Below are 15,280 nucleotides of genomic sequence, written 5' to 3' on the forward strand. Positions count from 1 at the left end.
TGGCAGACGTACGTGACCGCGTCGGTCGGCAACCGCGTCACGGGTGACCTGCGCACACGCCTGTTCGACAAGCCTGCAGTCCATGGATCTCGCGTTCTTCACTCGTACCAAGACGGGCGTCATTCAGTCGCGGCTGCAGAACGACGTGGGGGAGTCTCGGGGGTGCTCACCACGTTCGTGTCGTCGATCATCGGCAACACCGTGACCGTGCTCGCCTCCCTCGTGGCGATGATCCTGCTCGACTGGCGACTCACGTTGGTGGCGGTCATCCTCATGCCTGCACTCGTGACGGTCCAGCGACGCGTGGGACAGGTGCGTGCGCGGCTCGCGTCGCGCACGCAGGAGTCGCTCTCCGAGATGACGGCCATCACACAGGAAACGCTGTCCGTGAGCGGCATCCTGCTGTCGAAGGTCTACAACCGTCAGCGGCTCGAGTCGGAGCGCTACCGCGCGGAGAACGACAACCAGATCGACCTGCAGGTGCGGCTGTCGATGTCGGGGCAGTGGTTCTTCGGCCTCGTCACGGTCATCATGAGTTCTGTTCCGGCGGTCATCTACCTCGTCGCGGGCCTCTTGATCGCCGATGCCTCGGGCCGTGGCATGGAGCCGACGATCACCGCTGGCACCGTGGTGGCGTTCACCGCGATTCAGGGCAGGCTGCTGTTCCCGCTGATGGCGCTGATGCGCGTCGCGCTCGAGGTCCAGACGTCGAAGGCGCTGTTTGCCCGCATCTTCGAGTACCTCGACCTGACTCCGGCCATCCAGGATGCGGCCGATGCCCACGACGCCTCCGTCGCGCCGGGACCCATGGGTCGCATCGAGTTCCGCGACGTGACGTTCCGCTATCCCGACTCCGGTGAGGAGCGCCCCGCGACTTTGGACGGGGTGAGCTTCACGGCCGAGCCGGGCAGCACGGTCGCGTTTGTGGGGCCGTCCGGTGCGGGCAAGACCACCGTCGTCTATCTCGCCGCAAGGCTCCACGAGGCAACGTCCGGCGCGGTGCTGTTCGCGGGCGAGGACGTGCGCCACCTCACCCACGAGTCGATCGTCGAGCGCATCGGCGTCGTCAGCCAAGAGACCTATCTGTTCCACTCCACCATCGCGGAGAACCTGCGCTACGCGCGCCCCGACGCGACCGACGCCGAGCTCGTCGACGCCTGCCGCGCGGCTAACATCCACGACCAGATCATGTCCTTCGAGGCGGGCTATGAGACGGTCGTGGGGAGCGCGGCTACCGGCTCTCGGGTGGTGAGAAGCAACGCATCGCGATCGCCAGGGTGCTGCTCAAGGACCCGCCGGTCCTGCTGCTCGACGAGGCGACCAGCGCACTCGATACGGTCTCGGAGCGCGTGGTCCAGGCCGCGCTCGACCGCGCCTCCCAGGGGCGTACCACCTTGGTCGTGGCGCATCGCCTGTCCACGGTGGCCGATGCCGACGTGATCCACGTGGTCGATGGTGGGCGCATCGTCGCCTCGGGCACGCATGCGTCACTCGTGGCGCAGGATGGCCTCTACTCGCGGCTCGCCGCCCAGCAGGGCGCCTCGTAATCAGCGGCCCGGTTGCGGCCGAGCGGAAGGAGCCGGAAACGCCGAAAGGCGGGGCCGGATCTCCTGGATCCAGCCCCGCCTTCCGGGTCTCGAAGGTTGCGGGTCGACTAGTTGCCGCAGCCGCAGCCGAGCCGCAGCAGCCGCCGGTCTTCTCGGCGGCCGCGTCATCCGCGGTCACGTCGATCAGGTCGATGTTCGTCTTCTCAGCCATAGGTGGCCTCCCGTCTCGCGGCAACAGCCCCACCGCGGGGCCTGGCACCACTGTAAACCTGGTCGCTACCAGATGGACACCCGCTCCTCGGGGGCGAGGTACAACTCGTCGCCCTCGGTGACGCCGAAGGCGTCGTACCAGGCATTCATGTTGCGCACGATGCCGTTGACGCGGAACTCGCTGGGGGAGTGCGGGTCCATCGCGATGCGCGTGATGAGGGCCTCGGAACGCACCACCATGCGCTCGGTGAGTGCGTAGCCGATGAAGAAGCGCTGCTTGGCGGTCAGCCCGTCGACCTCCGGCGCCTCGTCGATGGGGTGTCCCAGGCGATCTCGTATGCCTTGAGCGCGATCTCGACGCCCGCGAGGTCGCCGATGTTCTCGCCGACCGTGAGGGCGCCATTGACGTGGTGCGAGCCGTTCAGCCTGCTTCGGCGAGTAGCCGTCGTACTGGGCGATGAGGGCGTTCGCGCGCTCCATGAACGCGGTGCGGTCGTCCTCGGTCCACCAGTCCTCGAGTGCGCCGCGGCCGTTGTACTTGGAGCCCTGGTCGTCGAAGCCGTGGCCGATCTCGTGGCCGATCACGGAGCCGATGCCGCCGTAGTTGATCGCGTCGTCGGCCTCGGGGTGGAAGAACGGAGGCTGCAGGATGGCGGCGGGGAACACGATCTCGTTCGCCATCGGCAGGTAGTACGCGTTCACGGTCTGGGGCGTCATCAGCCACTCGGTGCGGTCGACGGGCTGGCCGATCTTCGACCACTCCCAGTCCTCCTCAAATGCCGAGGACGCGCGCACGTTGCCGACCAGGTCCGTGGGGTTGGCCGACAGTCCCGAGTAGTCGCGCCACTTCTCGGGATAACCGATCTTCGGCGTGAACTGCTCGAGCTTCTCGAGGGCGCGCTCCCGGGTGGCGGGCGTCATCCATTCCAGGGACTGGATGGACACGCGGTAGGCCTCGATGAGGTTCGCGACCAGCACGTCCATGTGCCGCTTGTGGTCCGGGGGAAGTGCTCCTTGACGTACTCCTGGCCCACGACCTCGCCTGCGACGGCCTCGACGAAGCCCACGCCGCGCTTCCACCGGTCGCGCTGGGTCAGCGCGCCCGAGAGCACGGTGCCGTAGAACTCGAAGTTTGCCTTCGAGATCTCCTCCGTGAGGTAGGCGGCGCGCGAGTTGACGATGCGCCACGCGAGGTAGCGCTTCCAGGTGTCGAGGTCCGTCGCTCCCCACAGGCGGCCGATGGCCTCGACGTAGCTGGGCTCGCCGACCACGAGGAGCCTCGTGCGCGGCCTCGGGCATCTGAATCGCGTCGGCCCACGCCGCCCAGGGGAAGCCGGGCGCATCGGCCGTGAGGCCGCTGAGGGTGGTGGGGTTGTGCGTGAGCTCGGCCTCGCGCGACTTCACCACGTCCCAATGGTGCTTCGCGATGGCGGTCTCGAGCGCGAGCACGTCGGCGCCCGCAAACGACTGACCGGTGAGCTCCGCCATGCGGTCGATGTGCGCGACGTACTTGTCGCGGACCTCCGCGTAGGAGTCCTCGCGGTAGTACGCCTCGTCCGGCAGGCCGATGCCGGACTGGCCCAGGTAGACCACGTTGCGGTCAGGGTCGATCTTGTCGGCGAACACGTAGTAGCCCACCAGGCCGGAGACGCCGGAGCGCTGGAGGCGGCCGATGGCGGCGGCGAGCGCGTCGTGGTTTGTGGCTGCCGAGACCTCGTTGAGGTCGGCCGTGAGCGGCTGCGTGCCAAGCGCGCCGAGGCGGCCGACGTCCATAAACGAGGCGTACAGCGCGCCGAGGAGCGAGTCCTCAGGCGCGGCCTCGATGATCGCCCTCGTGTGCTTCTCCGCCTCATCGCGCAGCGTGTAGAAGCTGCCGTCGGCCGAGCGGTCGTCGGGAATGACGTGCGCCTCCTCCCACGGGCCGGAGACGTAGCGGAAGAAGTCGTCGCCCGGACGGACCGTCGGCGAGAACTCGTCAGTATCGATGCCGGAATGCAGTGCCATGACCTCACCCTAGGGGCGGGGCCCGACGCCGGCGGGGTCGTTTCGCTCTGGGCGTGTGCGGTGCGGCATGATGGGCGCATGCGCATCCACATCGCCGCGGACCACGCCGGGTACGAGCTCAAGGAGCACCTGAAGAAGCACTTCGCCGACGGAGGCTATGAAGTGGTCGACCACGGCGCCCACGAATACGACGCCCTCGACGACTACCCCTCCTTCTGCATCGATGCCGCGGAGGCGGTCCTTGCTTCGGCTGGTGACCTTGGCATCGTCATCGGCGGTTCCGGCAATGGCGAGCAGGCTCGCCGCCAACCGTGTGGCGGGCATCCGCGCCGCGCTGGTGTGGTCCGAGGAGACCGCGCGCCTCGCGCGCCAGCACAACGACGCGCAGGTCGGCTCGATCGGCGCCCGCATGCACTCGCTAGCGGAGGCGACCGCGATCGCCGATGCATTCATCCACGAACCCTTCAGCGAGGACGCGCGCCACCAGCGTCGCATCGACGAGATGATGGCGTACCGCCCGCAGGGCTGACGCCGCCGCTGACGCGTCTCGCGCGGCGACTCCCAAGGTATGCCGCGACAGTTGTGGCCCATGTGAACGATCCCGCTCTCGCGGGCGTCACATGGGCCACATGCGTCTCCCTCTACCTTGGGAGTCGCTGGAGGGCTAGAAGTCCCAGTTGGTCAGCGGCGCGACGGGGGAGAGCATCGCGACCGCGAGTTCACGCGCCTGACCCGGTGTGTGCTCGTGGACGAGCCCGGCCGCGGTGAGCGCCTCCACTGACGTGCCGCCCAGGTAGATCGTGGACAGGTGACGGGCGTCCATCGAGAGGTCGGCCGCACCGTGGGGGTCGTTGGACACCTTCGTCACCTCGGCGTCACCGCCGCGCACGTCGATGCGCCACACGCCCGCGTTGGCGGGCACGTGCTTGTCGGTGAGGGCGAAGGTCACGGCGCAGTCGTGGAAGTACTCGCGCGCCTCCAGGGCGGCCTTCACGTCCAGCAGGCGCACCCACAGGTTGTCGATGACCTTGGAGCGGATGCCGCGCGAGTCCTTCAGTTGATACAGCAGCGGGTCGTCGGTGGCGAGGTTTTCGGTGTGCGTGGTGCCCACCAGGTCGAAGTCCGTGAGGGTTGCCCACAGCCGCTGCGAAGCGGCCGGCGTCAGGGAGCCGTGCTCGCGCACCTGGCAGACGCCGTCGTGAATGCCGAGGCTCGGAGTCCGGCTTGCGACGGAAGAACGCGTACGCGACGGGCTCGCCCGCGTCCTCCACGATGGCGATGCGCCACTTCTCGTAGCCGTGGCGGTTGCCGACAGGGTCGGTGAAGCGCGCGTTGCGCCCCGAACCCACCGGGTTCAGGATGGTCGCCGGGCGGGTGAGCCTTCGCCTGCAGGTCCGCCACCAGGCGATCGTGCGCGTCGAAGTCGGCGCGCTCCAGGCGCACCGTCAGCGCGTCCGCGCCCGCGACGGGCCACATCCGCGAGCCGCGGGGGATCGAGGCCTTGACGGTCTGCGACGCCATGCCGTAGCCGAAGCGCGAGTAGATCTCCGCCTCCATCGCGTACAGGGCGCTCACGGCTTCGCCGCGCTCGAGGCACCGCGTGAAGTGGTCGTGCATCATCGTCGTCATGAGGCCGCGGCGACGATGCGCGGGGTGGACGCTCAGCCACGACAGGCCCGCGGTGCGCACGCGGCGGCCGCCCGGCGTGATCATGTCGGTGCCGAAGCCTTGCGTGGACGGCGGCGAGTTCGCCCTCGGTGCCGCGACGCGCGTCCGTGACCTCAAGTGCGCGGGCGCGGTCGCCGGGGATCGCGTCGACGTAATCCTGTCGATCCTCGCGCAACCATTCGCCGACAAAGGCCCACTGGACCACCTGGAAGAGATCGTCGAGTCGGTCCTCGGGGACGGAGATGGACTGGTAACCCTCTGCCTTCTTCATGCGTTCCACCCTTTCAGGTTTTGGCTCGGTAAAGAAATCGTGAGGGTTGTGCAGTGCCTGCCCGGTGGGCCGATGCGGGTCGCCGCGCGCCTAGAAGCCGAGGTTGGAGACGGGGTCCTGGTCGCCGCGCATCGCGGCGGACAAGGCGGCCACCGCCGTAGGCGTGTGTGCCGTCACGAGGCCGATGCGCGCCAGGGCAGCGATGGACGTGCCGCCGAGGTAGGCGGCGCCGAGTTCCTGGATGTTGAGGCTCAGGTCCGCGGCGCTGTCCGTGCGCGTGACCGCGGCCTCGCCCCCGGCGACGACGATGCGCCAGGTCCCGGCGTTGTCCGGCACCTGGGAGTCGGTCAGCGCGATGGTCACGTCACAGTCGGCGGCATAGCCTCGCCCCTCCAGCGCGGCCTTGACGTCGAGAATCCTCACCCAGACGTTGTCGATGAGGCTGGGGCGGGCGGCGCGCGGGTCACTCGCGAGCAGGAGCGTCTCGTCGTCCATCGCGAAGCGACCGAGCCTGGGTCTTGGCCATGAGGTCGAAATCGGTCAGCACACGCATGAGCCGCACCGTCGCGCGCGGCTCGAGCGAACCCCAGGCGCGCACCTGGACCACGCCATCGGGCGTGCCGATGTTCCACACCTCCTTGCGGCTGAGCAGCGCCCACGCGAGAGGAGCCTCGCCGTCGCGGACCACGACCACGCGCAGTTCCTCGGCCCCACCGCGCTCCACCTCCGAGTCCAGGAACTTGTCGGCGAGCAGGCTCGTCGCCGAACTCGACGATCGAACCAGGGCGCGTCATCCGCTCCTGCACTGCGCGAATCACCGGTGCGTGACGCTCGAGCGAGGCCGAGTCGATCTCCACGATGAGGTCATCGGCCCCTGCCACGTCACGCAGCCTTGGTGCCGCGCCCGAGTTCGGCGATCGCCTCGCGGGCAGCGAGGCCGTAGCCGAAGCGCTGGTAGATCTCCGCCTCGGCGGCGTACAGGACGCTGACGGACTCGCCGCGCTGGAGGGACCGCGCGAAGTGGTCGTCGATCATCGCCCTGAGTAGGCCGCGCCTGCGGTGCCCGGGGTGGACGCCCACCCAGGTGAGCCCCGCGACCGCGAGCGAGCGCTGGCCGGGCACGGCCATGCGGAAGCGGAAGGACGCGTGGGCCGCGGAGAGGGAGCCGGGGGTTCCCCTGGTCGCGTCGACCACCTCGATGCCGCGTCCCGCGTCCCACGGGTAGGTCGCGTCGATGAACCCGGCGTCCTGGGCGTGCGGCGTGAAGCCAAAGGCAAAACCAGTGACGTGCAGCACCTCGCGGGCGCGCGAGATGTCGGTGGAGACCAGGCGATAGCCCTCAGGGATGCTCATGCGGCGATTCTTCCACCGCGGAGCGATCGGCGGCGGGTCAGCCCGCCATCGTCTGCTCGATGGGGTCACGCAGACGGTCGTACTCGACCTTGAGGCAGTGGTTCTGGACCACGGTGAGGCCGGCGTCGCGTGCGACGCTTGCCGCCTCGTCGTTGACTACGCCCAACTGGAGCCACAGCACCGATGCCTGGGCGGCCACCGCATCGGCCGCCACGGGGCCCACGTGCTCGGAACGGCGGAACACGTCGACGATGTCGGGGCGCACCGGAAGGTCGTCGAGCGAGGCGTAGAACGCATGCCCACGAATCTCCTCACCCACGGCGACAGGGTTCACGAGGAACACCTCGTACGGGGTGTTCTCCATGAGCCACACTGCGATCGCATAGGACGTGCGGTGATCGCTGGGGGAGGCGCCCACCACGGCGACCGTCCTCGCGGCCGCGAGCGCGGTCACCAACACGTCGTCGGCGGGCAGATGTCCTGGGGCGGGGGCGGGGCACGTGGAGGCGCCCTCGAAGGACACGGGTTCGATGCCAAAGGTGCTCATAAGGACGAAACCGTACCGGGGCATCGGCCATTCCCCGCGCTGGGCCGCGCCGTCGGAATATCCGGCCCCGTACTCATCGTTATGCCGCGTGACAGTGCCAGTGACGGAAGAAGGAGATCTGACATGAGCAACGAGCCCACCACCCCCGCGATCGGTATCGACGAGAAGGCGCTGAAGGACATCAACGCCGGTCTTGCGCAGACCCTCGCCGACACCTTCACCCTGTACCTCAAGACGCACGGGTACCACTGGAACGTCACCGGGCCCCACTTCCGCTCCCTTCACCTGATGCTGGAGGAGCAGTACCAGGCGCTGTTCGCGGCGACGGATGAGCTCGCCGAGCGCATGCGCGCCCTGGGCGACACCGCGCCCGGCTCGATGGCCGAGATGCTGGAACTGGCGACCCTCAAGGACCACGAGCCCACCGACGACGCCCTGCAGATGGTGAAGAACCTTCAGCGCGACCACGAGAAGGTGGCCGCCACCATCAGGCCGCTCGCGGAGGCGGCCGATGCCGCAGGTGACGGCGCCACGGGCGACCTGTACAACGCGCGCCTGAACTTCCACGAGCAGACGGCGTGGATGCTGAGGGCATTCGCGTCCTAAGCCCTCACCCGAGACGACAATGGGCCCCCCGCCGCGAAGGCGAGGGGCCCGTTGTCGTTGGCGCGGCTGAGGGGGCGCGCCACGGGGGTGAGCCGAGGCTCTGCGCTCACCCTAGCGACTGAACCCCTGTTCTGTCAGGCACGACGCAGCCGCGTGTGGCACATCCGGCTGGCCGGCGTGGCGGCCGACTAGATGTAGTACATGGCGGGTTCGCGCTGTTCAAACGCGATCGGCACGGCGTCGGGATCGGGGTGCACGTGCGAGTCGCCCGCGTCGATGGAGGACGCGGCGGTGCCCGCCTCGCGCTCGCTGGGGTGCTCCCGGATCTTCGCCGGGATGCCCACTGCGGTGGCGCCGTCGGGGATGTCCTTGACGACCACGGCGTTCGCGCCGATGCGGGCATCGCAGCCCACATGGACCGGGCCGAGGACCTTGGCGCCCGCGCCCACCACCACACGGTCACCGACGGTGGGGTGGCGCTTGCCGGGGCTCATAGTGGTGCCGCCGAGAGTTACCCCGTGGAACAGCAACACGTCGTTGCCGACCACGGCGGTTTCACCGATGACCACACCCATGCCGTGGTCGATGAACAGGCGGCGGCCCAGCGTCGCACCGGGGTGAATCTCGATCCCGGTGCGACGCCTGGCGTGCTGCGACCACAGGCGGCCATAGGTCTTCAGGCCGTGCGTCCAGAGCCAGTGGGCGATGCGGTGATGCCACACTGCGTGGACGCCCTGGTAGGACAGCGCGATGACGAGACGAGAGCGCGCCGCGGGGTCGCGGTAGTGCGCGGTCGTCACATCCTCGATTGCCCTCGCCAGGGGGCCGATGCGGTCAGTCATGCGGGGACGGTGCTCCTCTTAGTCCATCAGGTCGGCGTACAGCACCGACGACAGGTAGCGCTCACCGAACGAGGGGATGATCGCGACGATGGTCTTGCCCTTGTTCTCGGGACGCTTCGCAACCTCGATGGCGGCGTGGATGGCGGCACCGGACGAGATGCCGACCAGCAGGCCCTCCTTGCGGGCCGTGGCACGCGCGGTGGCGATGGCGGTCTCCGAGTCCACGTCGAACACCTCGTCGTAGATCTCGGTGTTGAGGACCTCGGGCACAAAGTTCGCGCCGATGCCCTGGATCTTGTGGGGACCGGGCTCGCCGCCGTTGAGGATTGCCGACTCCTTGGGCTCCACGGCGATGATCTGGACCTCGGGCTTCTTGGCCTTCAGGACCTCGCCGACACCCGTGATGGTGCCGCCGGTGCCGATGCCGGCGACCACGATGTCGACCTCACCGTCGGTGTCGGCCCAGATCTCCTCGGCCGTGGTCTTGCGGTGGATCTCGGGGTTGGCCTCGTTGGCGAACTGGCGGGCGAGGATCGAGCCGGGGCGCTCCTCGGCGATCTTGTTGGCGGCCTCGACGGCGCCCTTCATGCCCTCGGGGCCGGGGGTGAGGATGAGGCTCCGCGCCGAAGGCACGCAGCAGGGCGCGGCGCTCCTTGGACATGGTCTCCGGCATGGCGAGCACAACGTTGTAGCCACGGGCGGCACCCACCATCGCCAGCGCGATGCCGGTGTTACCGGAGGTTGCCTCGACGATGGTGCCGCCGGGCTTGAGGGAGCCGTCGGCCTCGGCGGCGTCGACGATGGCCACACCCAGACGGTCCTTAACGGAGTTGGCGGGGTTGTAGAACTCGAGCTTGCCGAGCACGGTCGCCTCGACGCCCTCGGTCAGGGTGTTGATCTTGACGAGCGGAGTGTTGCCGATGAGGGCGGTGGCGTCCTCGTAGATCTTGGCCATGGATCTCTCTTCCTAGTGATGTGGCAGGCCCCACAGCGGGGCGGGCACAGGGTGGGAACGCGGCCGACAATGTGTCGATTCCGCGCGGGGCGAGCGCTGGCGGCTTGGTGGCGTCCGGGACCTTGTGGCCCTCGGCGCTGATGCCAGCGCTCTACAGACAGCAGCCCTCGCAGCACATGCGGCAGCACATGCTCGAGGGCTGGGGGCACATCGGGGCGGCAGAGAACAGCGTCGTGGCGACGCCGCTGCCGTTGCTCATGGTGAGGTCCCTCCGAGTGCGTGTGCGGCCAGGCTAGCGCCGATGCTGGCGCGGCGGCAAGGTCGAGTCGCGCATCGGCCGATGGAGGGCCCGAATACGCGTGCCGCGCGTCGTGCGGCAGCGAGCGCTGGGCCGAGGAGCGCCACGCTAGTGTGAGCCTGACGACAACGGCGTCGCCGGCTAGAGGGGAGCCCAGTCATGAATGACGAGAAGATCGAGGTATCTAAGGAGATCCTCGCCGCCCCGGAGGCGGTGTGGCGGGTGATCACCGACCTCGACCGCGCGGCAGAGGTGATGCGCAACATCGTCTCCGTGGAGCGGCTTGAGGGCGAGGGCTACACGGTGGGCGTGCGGTGGCGCGAGACGCGGCGCATGTTCGGCAAGGACGAGACCGAGGAGATGTGGGTCTCCGACATCGACGAGCCGCGTTCCACGACGGTGCAGTCGCGCGCAGGCGGCGCGCTGTATACGACCGTCTTCACCCTGGAGCCCTCGGATCTCGGGGCGACGCTGGCGGTGCAATTCTCGGCTGCGACCGAGGACCCGGGGTTCGGCCAACGCCTCATGCTGGCCGTGTTCGGCAAGACCGCGATGAAGGCCACGAGCAAGGCGCTGGTCGAGGACCTCGATGACATCGCCACAGCGGCGGAGGGAAGGAACTGAGCATGGACTGGCTGACCTTTGAGGGAGTGCCCTGGTGGGGCGTGCTGGTCGCGTTCCTCGTGACCTTCATCTTCGGATGGTTCTACTACTCGCCCGCCGGCCAGTTTCCGCTGTGGAGCAGGCTCGCGCGCGTCAAGAACACGGACGTCGAGAACGCGTCGATGGGTGTGGCGTTCGGCGGGACCATCCTCGCCAACGTCCTCGGGGTGATCCTCCTGGCGGTGCTCATGGTGGGTCTCGGAATCGATGACTGGGGCTCGGGCCTGGCCTTCGGTGCCGTGGTGGGCCTCGTCTTCCGTGGGGGAGCGCACGCGCTTCACAACGGCTTCGCCGTCCGCCACCCCGGCGTCACGGCGCTCGACACCCTGCACGACACGGTGGCGCTTGGACTGTCAGGACTGGTGCTGGCGCTGTTCATGTGACGTTGGTGCCGGGAAGCCGTGGCCGGGAATCCGCGCGGCACTCCGGCCGTTGGGACGGGCATGACTGCGATTCCCGATACCTCGACCACGCTTGGCTCACTCGACCTGGCAGACGCACCCCTCGCGCTGGGCGGCAACGTCCTCGGCTGGACCGCCGGGCAGGATGACTCGTTCGCCGTCCTCGGCGGCTTTGCCGACGCGGGCGGGCGCCTCATTGACACCGCGGATGTCTACTCCGCGTGGGCTCCCGGGCACGCGGGAGGTGAGTCGGAGGAGATGATCGGGCGCTGGCTGGCCGCGACCGGCCGCCGCGAGGACGTCCTGATCGCGACCAAGGTCAGTCAGCACGCCGACTTCCCGGGGCTGTCCGCAGCAAACATCCGCGCCGCGGCCGAGGCCTCGCTGCAGCGCCTCGGTACCGACCGCATCGACCTGTACTACGCGCACTTCGACCACGACGAGCCCATCGAGGAGACCGCCGCCGCGTTCTCGGCCCTCGTGGACCAGGGGCTCGTCCGCGAGATCGGCATCTCCAACTTCTCCGCCGAGCGGATCGACGCCTGGATGGACGCGGTCGCCGCGAACGGGCTGCACCGTCCCGTCGCCCTCCAGCCGCACTACAACCTGGTTGAGCGCGGCTTCGAGGGACAACTTCGCGACGCCGCCGAGCGCCACGGACTGGGCGTCCTGCCGTACTGGGCCCTTGCGAGCGGATTCCTCACGGGCAAGTACCGCGATGCGGATCAGGACACCCACAGCCCGCGCGCGCCCGAGGCGCTCAAGTACCTGGATGAGCGCGGCCAGCGCGCGCTCGCGGTGCTCGACGAGGTCGCGGCCGCTCACGAGGTGCCGGTCGCGTCGGTCGCGCTCGCGTGGCTGGTGGCTCAGCCGACCGTCGCGGCTCCCATCGCGTCCGCGCGCCACGCAGGCCAGGCTCGAGGCGCTCCTGGCAGGCATGCGGCTCACCCTCGCCGCCGACGAGGTGCAGGCGCTCACCGACGCATCGGCCTAGGTTGCCGGCGCCCTGGCGGGACATGACGGTCACTTTCGCGTGATTGCTGACCCTCATGTCCCGCCAGGGAGCACGCGCCCGAAAAGCGAAGAGCGCCGGCCCCTGGTGGGGGACCGGCGCTCTTCGCGTGGTGGAGCGGGTGACGGGAATCGAACCCGCGTAATCAGTTTGGAAGACTGAGGCTCTACCATTGAGCCTACACCCGCATCGCTGGCTGACCAGCGCACTTAGCGTAGCCGAGACGAGGGCCGATGCGTTAACCGGCCCGCCGCCCTACAGTGCAGAGACCGCGAGTGCGACGAGCGCCAGAGCGGGAAGCGTGCCCTGCTTGAGGGCGGCCGGCACGTACTTCTTGTCGGAGATGATCAGGACCACGGCGGCGGCGGCCATCGACCCGCAGCCCGCGATCAGCAGCGCCGCGCCCACGGCGCCGGACCCCTGTGCCGATGCCACGATGCCTGCGATGGTGACGAGCGCGAGGAACAGGTTGTAAAAGCCCTGGTTGTAGGCCATGCCGCGGGTGGCGGCCGCCTCCTCCTCGGTGGTGCTGAACGTCGCACGCGTGGCTGGGCGAGTCCAGGCCACGGACTCGAGGTAGAAGATGTAGACGTGAATGGCCGCCGCGAGGCCAGCAAGGATGAGCGCGAGAGTCAGCATGGCTCTGAGCCTAGCGCCGCGCATACTAGAGTGGGCGGGCCCCGATGGGGCAGTCGCGGGGTGTAGCGCAGCCTTGGTAGCGCATCTGCTTTGGGAGCAGAGGGTCGCAGGTTCAAATCCTGTCACCCCGACGGTGAATGTCCTGGTAACTCGCGGGTTTCCACGACCTTCATTGGACGTGAAACATGACTAAGTCATCGTTTACCCATCTTTGTGACGACTGCCGCAGCCCTGCTGGCATGCCTGCATGACCCCATGGCTGACAGCAGACGACAACTTCCCGCGGTCCCTCCCCGCAGGGTTGACTCCCGCGGACATCGCACGGATCGACGCAGCGGTCGCGGCCCACCACGCGCCCTCGACGCTCGAGACATATGCCTCTGCGTGGCGAGGATTCGAGACCTGGTGCACCGCGCGCGGCTTCACGGCGCTGCCCGCGGCACTCGAGGTCATCTGCGCCTACATCACATAGCAAGCCGAACGCGGACTGACGATGGGGATGGTCACCTGCACGCTTGCCGCCATCTCCCACCGCCATTCAGCCTGCCGGCCTGGACAGCCCGACCGACAGCGAGCCTGGTGACACGCGTCCGCCGAGGATTGCGCCGCATCCTCGGGGTCGCACCCCGCCGACGGGCACGCCCGCTGCTGGTCGAGGACATCCGGGAGGTCCTTGCCGCTATCGACCGCGCCGCCGCGATCGGCAAGCGCGACGCCGCGACCATCCTCCTGGGCTTCGCCTCAGCCATGCGCCGATGCGAGGCTCGCCGCACTCGAGGTGGGGGACATCGCCCGTGCTGAGGGTGGTCTGCTGGTCACCGTGCGCCGGTCAAAAGGCGACCCCCACGGCGCCGGCCAGACCATCGCGATCGCCCGCGGCCGGTCGCCCGAGACGGATCCAGTTGAAGCGCTGGACGCATGGCTGCGCACTCGCCCGCGCGGGGCCGGGCCCGTCTTCACCCAAGTCCGCACCAACGGCGCAGTCTCGAGCCACCCGATCAACGCCGCCTCCGTCGTGCGGATCGTCAAGACCCGAGCCCACGCGATCGGATTCACGGGGGAGATGATCACCGCCCACTCGCTACGCGCCGGCCACGCCACCGCAGCCGCCATGGCCGGCGTGCCACTCGACCGCATCGCCGCCCAGACCCGCCACCGCGACCTCGCGATGCTGGTGAACTCCTACATCCGACCCGCCGCGTCGATGCAGGTGACGTCGAGCCGCTACCTGGGTTTGTGAGCCAGGTAGCCGCTCGACCCAAGACGTGCCGTCCATCTGCGGGAGCAGCAGTCTTCGCCGAGCCGGGCACATGGAACGCAATGAATGGGCTTGGTTCTCGTTGCGCCCCGGTGCGCGACGCGGAAGGACGCCGCGCCAATGCAGTCGATATCCCTGCTAACCAATAGCCTATGGCCCATGAGTGAGGCTCACGGATCGCGTTGGCAGTCCGCTGTGTGCGACGCCGATTTACAGGCCGCCTTGGCCGATGCCGTTACAGGCACACTTCTCATGGGCGGTCCGCTCCGTGCCATAGCAGACGACGCCAATGCTGGTGGCGACGTCCGGTACGTCGCAGGCCTACTTGCGACGGTGGCGTGGTTCATGCCGAACGGGAGCGACTGGACCAACCCCTACGGACCATTCGCCACCTTCGGTGATCGACGAAGCCCGATTCCCGGAGATTTCACGGAGGCGGACCTAGCGGCACTCGCCGAGATCGCCGACTCCATACCCAGTCTCGTGCTTCGCAGTCGAGTCTTTGACGTTCTGGCAATAGCGGGCGACCCGGGCCTGCGTCCGAGCAGACACACTGCGCAACTTCAGGCTCTGGCCGATCACGGCGTGACGAGCGACGCGATGACGCACGCCGGCGAGCAGTGGGACCGTGCTCTTGCGGTTGGCGTTCGTTTTCGAGGAGTTGCTGCCGCCCCATTCGGCGACATCGAGCGTCAGGCTGGTCGAGGCTGCCTCAACTTCGTCCGATGGCGGGATGTCGGTGCGGGCCGCGCGAATGCTCGGCGACCACGGACTCGGGAGCGAGCATGCCTCCACGATCGCCGCACACCTCGCCGGTCATGCCGTCGGAGTCGAGTCGATCGCGGCTCAGAACACGCTCGAGGTCGCATCCCAGTGGTACCGGCGTGCAGGAGAAATCGAGGCCGCCGAGGATGCGACGTATGCAATCGTCCGGCGCCTCATTGCTGAGGCCGACCGGAATGAGCCTTTCCGTGCGTCCATCCACCTTGAGATGGCGCTTAAGACC

At 68.5% G+C, this 15,280-nt stretch carries 18 protein-coding genes, 2 tRNA genes and 5 pseudogenes; 12 read left to right on the top strand and 13 right to left on the bottom strand.

The annotated features are described in order from the left end of the window. Positions 1-12 precede the first annotated feature (12 nt). Positions 13-1,116 (top strand): annotated as a pseudogene (locus tag QQK48_RS13405) (ABC transporter ATP-binding protein); the annotation flags it as partial. Between the two features lie 305 nt (positions 1,117-1,421). Then, the gene (locus QQK48_RS13410; RefSeq protein ID WP_284328774.1) at positions 1,422-1,547 is read left to right on the top strand and encodes a hypothetical protein; all 126 of its coding nucleotides are present in this window, start codon (positions 1,422-1,424) and stop codon (positions 1,545-1,547) included. 276 nt (positions 1,548-1,823) lie between these two features. Here the strand turns inward: QQK48_RS13410 and QQK48_RS20255 are convergent, their stop codons facing one another. The 3 genes and pseudogenes from QQK48_RS20255 to QQK48_RS20265 form a co-directional block, all read right to left on the bottom strand. After that, positions 1,824-2,678 (bottom strand): M13-type metalloendopeptidase, encoded by an 855-nt coding sequence (locus QQK48_RS20255; protein ID WP_431308428.1) that lies wholly within the window; start codon positions 2,676-2,678, stop codon positions 1,824-1,826. After that, positions 2,670-3,100 (bottom strand): annotated as a pseudogene (locus QQK48_RS20260) (peptidase M13); the annotation flags it as partial. The gene QQK48_RS20255 and the pseudogene QQK48_RS20260, both read right to left, overlap by 9 nt. Further along, positions 3,063-3,761: pseudogene (locus QQK48_RS20265) on the bottom strand (peptidase M13); the annotation flags it as partial. The pseudogenes QQK48_RS20265 and QQK48_RS20260, both read right to left, overlap by 38 nt. A gap of 78 nt (positions 3,762-3,839) precedes the next feature. Here QQK48_RS20265 and QQK48_RS13420 point away from each other — a divergent pair. Then, positions 3,840-4,290 (top strand): annotated as a pseudogene (locus QQK48_RS13420) (ribose-5-phosphate isomerase). Between the two features lie 135 nt (positions 4,291-4,425). On the opposite strand, the gene QQK48_RS13425 reads toward QQK48_RS13420, so the two are convergent. From QQK48_RS13425 to QQK48_RS13450, 6 genes are all read right to left on the bottom strand, one after another. After that, positions 4,426-4,944 (bottom strand): GNAT family N-acetyltransferase, encoded by a 519-nt coding sequence (locus tag QQK48_RS13425; protein WP_284328775.1) that lies wholly within the window; start codon positions 4,942-4,944, stop codon positions 4,426-4,428. Continuing rightward, a complete protein-coding gene (locus QQK48_RS13430) occupies positions 4,923-5,474 on the bottom strand; it encodes a GNAT family N-acetyltransferase (protein WP_284328776.1) in 552 nt (183 codons plus the stop codon). The genes QQK48_RS13425 and QQK48_RS13430 overlap by 22 nt, the downstream gene beginning before the upstream one ends. A gap of 316 nt (positions 5,475-5,790) precedes the next feature. Continuing rightward, positions 5,791-6,195, bottom strand: a complete 405-nt coding sequence (locus tag QQK48_RS13435; protein WP_284328777.1) for a GNAT family N-acetyltransferase — start codon at positions 6,193-6,195, stop codon at positions 5,791-5,793. Beyond that, a complete protein-coding gene (locus tag QQK48_RS13440) occupies positions 6,164-6,424 on the bottom strand; it encodes a hypothetical protein (RefSeq protein ID WP_284328778.1) in 261 nt (86 codons plus the stop codon). Before QQK48_RS13440 ends, QQK48_RS13435 begins: the two co-directional genes overlap by 32 nt. Positions 6,425-6,582: 158 nt before the next feature. Beyond that, positions 6,583-7,053, bottom strand: a complete 471-nt coding sequence (locus QQK48_RS13445; protein WP_284328779.1) for a GNAT family N-acetyltransferase — start codon at positions 7,051-7,053, stop codon at positions 6,583-6,585. Between the two features lie 37 nt (positions 7,054-7,090). Beyond that, on the bottom strand, positions 7,091-7,624 hold the full coding sequence (locus tag QQK48_RS13450; RefSeq protein WP_284328780.1) for a CoA-binding protein: 534 nt from the start codon (positions 7,622-7,624) through the stop codon (positions 7,091-7,093). A 99-nt stretch (positions 7,625-7,723) separates the two neighbouring features. On the opposite strand from QQK48_RS13450, the gene QQK48_RS13455 reads away from it, so the two are divergent. Beyond that, positions 7,724-8,206: a Dps family protein gene (locus tag QQK48_RS13455; RefSeq protein WP_284328781.1), complete on the top strand. Its 483-nt coding sequence runs from the start codon at positions 7,724-7,726 to the stop codon at positions 8,204-8,206. Positions 8,207-8,394: 188 nt separating this feature from the next. On the opposite strand, the gene epsC is transcribed toward QQK48_RS13455, so the two are convergent. Beyond that, complete coding sequence (gene epsC, locus QQK48_RS13460; RefSeq protein WP_284328782.1) at positions 8,395-9,048, bottom strand: serine O-acetyltransferase EpsC; 654 nt, start codon at positions 9,046-9,048, stop codon at positions 8,395-8,397. Between the two features lie 18 nt (positions 9,049-9,066). After that, positions 9,067-10,003: pseudogene (gene cysK, locus QQK48_RS13465) on the bottom strand (cysteine synthase A). A 457-nt stretch (positions 10,004-10,460) separates the two neighbouring features. Between cysK and QQK48_RS13470 the strand changes: the two are divergent. The 3 genes from QQK48_RS13470 to QQK48_RS13480 are packed head-to-tail and all read left to right on the top strand — an operon-like array spanning position 10,461 to position 12,385. Continuing rightward, positions 10,461-10,925: an SRPBCC family protein gene (locus tag QQK48_RS13470; RefSeq protein ID WP_284328783.1), complete on the top strand. Its 465-nt coding sequence runs from the start codon at positions 10,461-10,463 to the stop codon at positions 10,923-10,925. A gap of 2 nt (positions 10,926-10,927) precedes the next feature. Next, entirely contained in the window at positions 10,928-11,347 is a 420-nt protein-coding gene (locus QQK48_RS13475; RefSeq protein ID WP_284328784.1) for a DUF1761 domain-containing protein, read from the top strand. A 60-nt stretch (positions 11,348-11,407) separates the two neighbouring features. After that, positions 11,408-12,385, top strand: coding sequence for an aldo/keto reductase (locus QQK48_RS13480; RefSeq protein ID WP_348523635.1), 978 nt, complete (start codon positions 11,408-11,410; stop codon positions 12,383-12,385). 105 nt (positions 12,386-12,490) lie between these two features. Here the strand turns inward: QQK48_RS13480 and QQK48_RS13485 are convergent. Together QQK48_RS13485 and QQK48_RS13490 are read right to left on the bottom strand one after the other, a co-directional pair. Continuing rightward, positions 12,491-12,565: transfer RNA gene (locus QQK48_RS13485), tRNA-Gly, on the bottom strand. Positions 12,566-12,632: 67 nt separating this feature from the next. After that, positions 12,633-13,016, bottom strand: a complete 384-nt coding sequence (locus QQK48_RS13490) for a DUF1304 domain-containing protein (RefSeq protein ID WP_284328785.1) — start codon at positions 13,014-13,016, stop codon at positions 12,633-12,635. A 56-nt stretch (positions 13,017-13,072) separates the two neighbouring features. Here QQK48_RS13490 and QQK48_RS13495 point away from each other — a divergent pair. The 5 genes from QQK48_RS13495 (at position 13,073) to QQK48_RS22015 (ending at position 15,222) form a co-directional block, all read left to right on the top strand. Then, a tRNA-Pro gene (locus tag QQK48_RS13495) sits at positions 13,073-13,147 on the top strand. Between the two features lie 116 nt (positions 13,148-13,263). Further along, positions 13,264-13,488 carry a hypothetical protein gene (locus QQK48_RS13500; protein WP_284328786.1) on the top strand — a complete coding sequence of 75 codons (225 nt, stop codon included), beginning with the start codon at positions 13,264-13,266 and terminating at the stop codon, positions 13,486-13,488. A gap of 107 nt (positions 13,489-13,595) precedes the next feature. Next, the gene (locus QQK48_RS13505; protein WP_284328787.1) at positions 13,596-13,817 is read left to right on the top strand and encodes a hypothetical protein; all 222 of its coding nucleotides are present in this window, start codon (positions 13,596-13,598) and stop codon (positions 13,815-13,817) included. Then, positions 13,795-14,256, top strand: a complete 462-nt coding sequence (locus tag QQK48_RS13510; protein ID WP_284328788.1) for a tyrosine-type recombinase/integrase — start codon at positions 13,795-13,797, stop codon at positions 14,254-14,256. Before QQK48_RS13505 ends, QQK48_RS13510 begins: the two co-directional genes overlap by 23 nt. 270 nt (positions 14,257-14,526) lie before the next feature. Then, on the top strand, positions 14,527-15,222 hold the full coding sequence (locus QQK48_RS22015) for a DUF7380 domain-containing protein (RefSeq protein ID WP_431308429.1): 696 nt from the start codon (positions 14,527-14,529) through the stop codon (positions 15,220-15,222). The last annotated feature ends 58 nt before the right edge of the window (positions 15,223-15,280 follow it).

The organism is Demequina litorisediminis (genome assembly GCF_030161615.1).
In the GTDB taxonomy this organism is placed as follows: Bacteria; Actinomycetota; Actinomycetes; order Actinomycetales; family Demequinaceae; genus Demequina; species Demequina litorisediminis.

Bases quoted from the DNA above. Each gene is read 5' to 3' on its own strand.
- QQK48_RS20255 (WP_431308428.1), bottom strand. From the start codon at position 2,678: ATGACGCCCGCCACCCGGGAGCGCGCCCTCGAGAAGCTCGAGCAGTTC.
- QQK48_RS13430 (WP_284328776.1), bottom strand. From the start codon at position 5,474: ATGATCACGCCGGGCGGCCGCCGCGTGCGCACCGCGGGCCTGTCGTGG.
- QQK48_RS13435 (WP_284328777.1), bottom strand. From the start codon at position 6,195: ATGGACGACGAGACGCTCCTGCTCGCGAGTGACCCGCGCGCCGCCCGC.
- QQK48_RS13445 (WP_284328779.1), bottom strand. From the start codon at position 7,053: ATGAGCATCCCTGAGGGCTATCGCCTGGTCTCCACCGACATCTCGCGC.
- QQK48_RS13450 (WP_284328780.1), bottom strand. From the start codon at position 7,624: ATGCCCCGGTACGGTTTCGTCCTTATGAGCACCTTTGGCATCGAACCC.
- QQK48_RS13455 (WP_284328781.1), top strand. From the start codon at position 7,724: ATGAGCAACGAGCCCACCACCCCCGCGATCGGTATCGACGAGAAGGCG.
- epsC (WP_284328782.1), bottom strand. From the start codon at position 9,048: ATGACTGACCGCATCGGCCCCCTGGCGAGGGCAATCGAGGATGTGACG.
- QQK48_RS13470 (WP_284328783.1), top strand. From the start codon at position 10,461: ATGAATGACGAGAAGATCGAGGTATCTAAGGAGATCCTCGCCGCCCCG.
- QQK48_RS13475 (WP_284328784.1), top strand. From the start codon at position 10,928: ATGGACTGGCTGACCTTTGAGGGAGTGCCCTGGTGGGGCGTGCTGGTC.
- QQK48_RS13480 (WP_348523635.1), top strand. From the start codon at position 11,408: ATGACTGCGATTCCCGATACCTCGACCACGCTTGGCTCACTCGACCTG.
- QQK48_RS13490 (WP_284328785.1), bottom strand. From the start codon at position 13,016: ATGCTGACTCTCGCGCTCATCCTTGCTGGCCTCGCGGCGGCCATTCAC.
- QQK48_RS13500 (WP_284328786.1), top strand. From the start codon at position 13,264: ATGACCCCATGGCTGACAGCAGACGACAACTTCCCGCGGTCCCTCCCC.
- QQK48_RS22015 (WP_431308429.1), top strand. From the start codon at position 14,527: ATGGGCGGTCCGCTCCGTGCCATAGCAGACGACGCCAATGCTGGTGGC.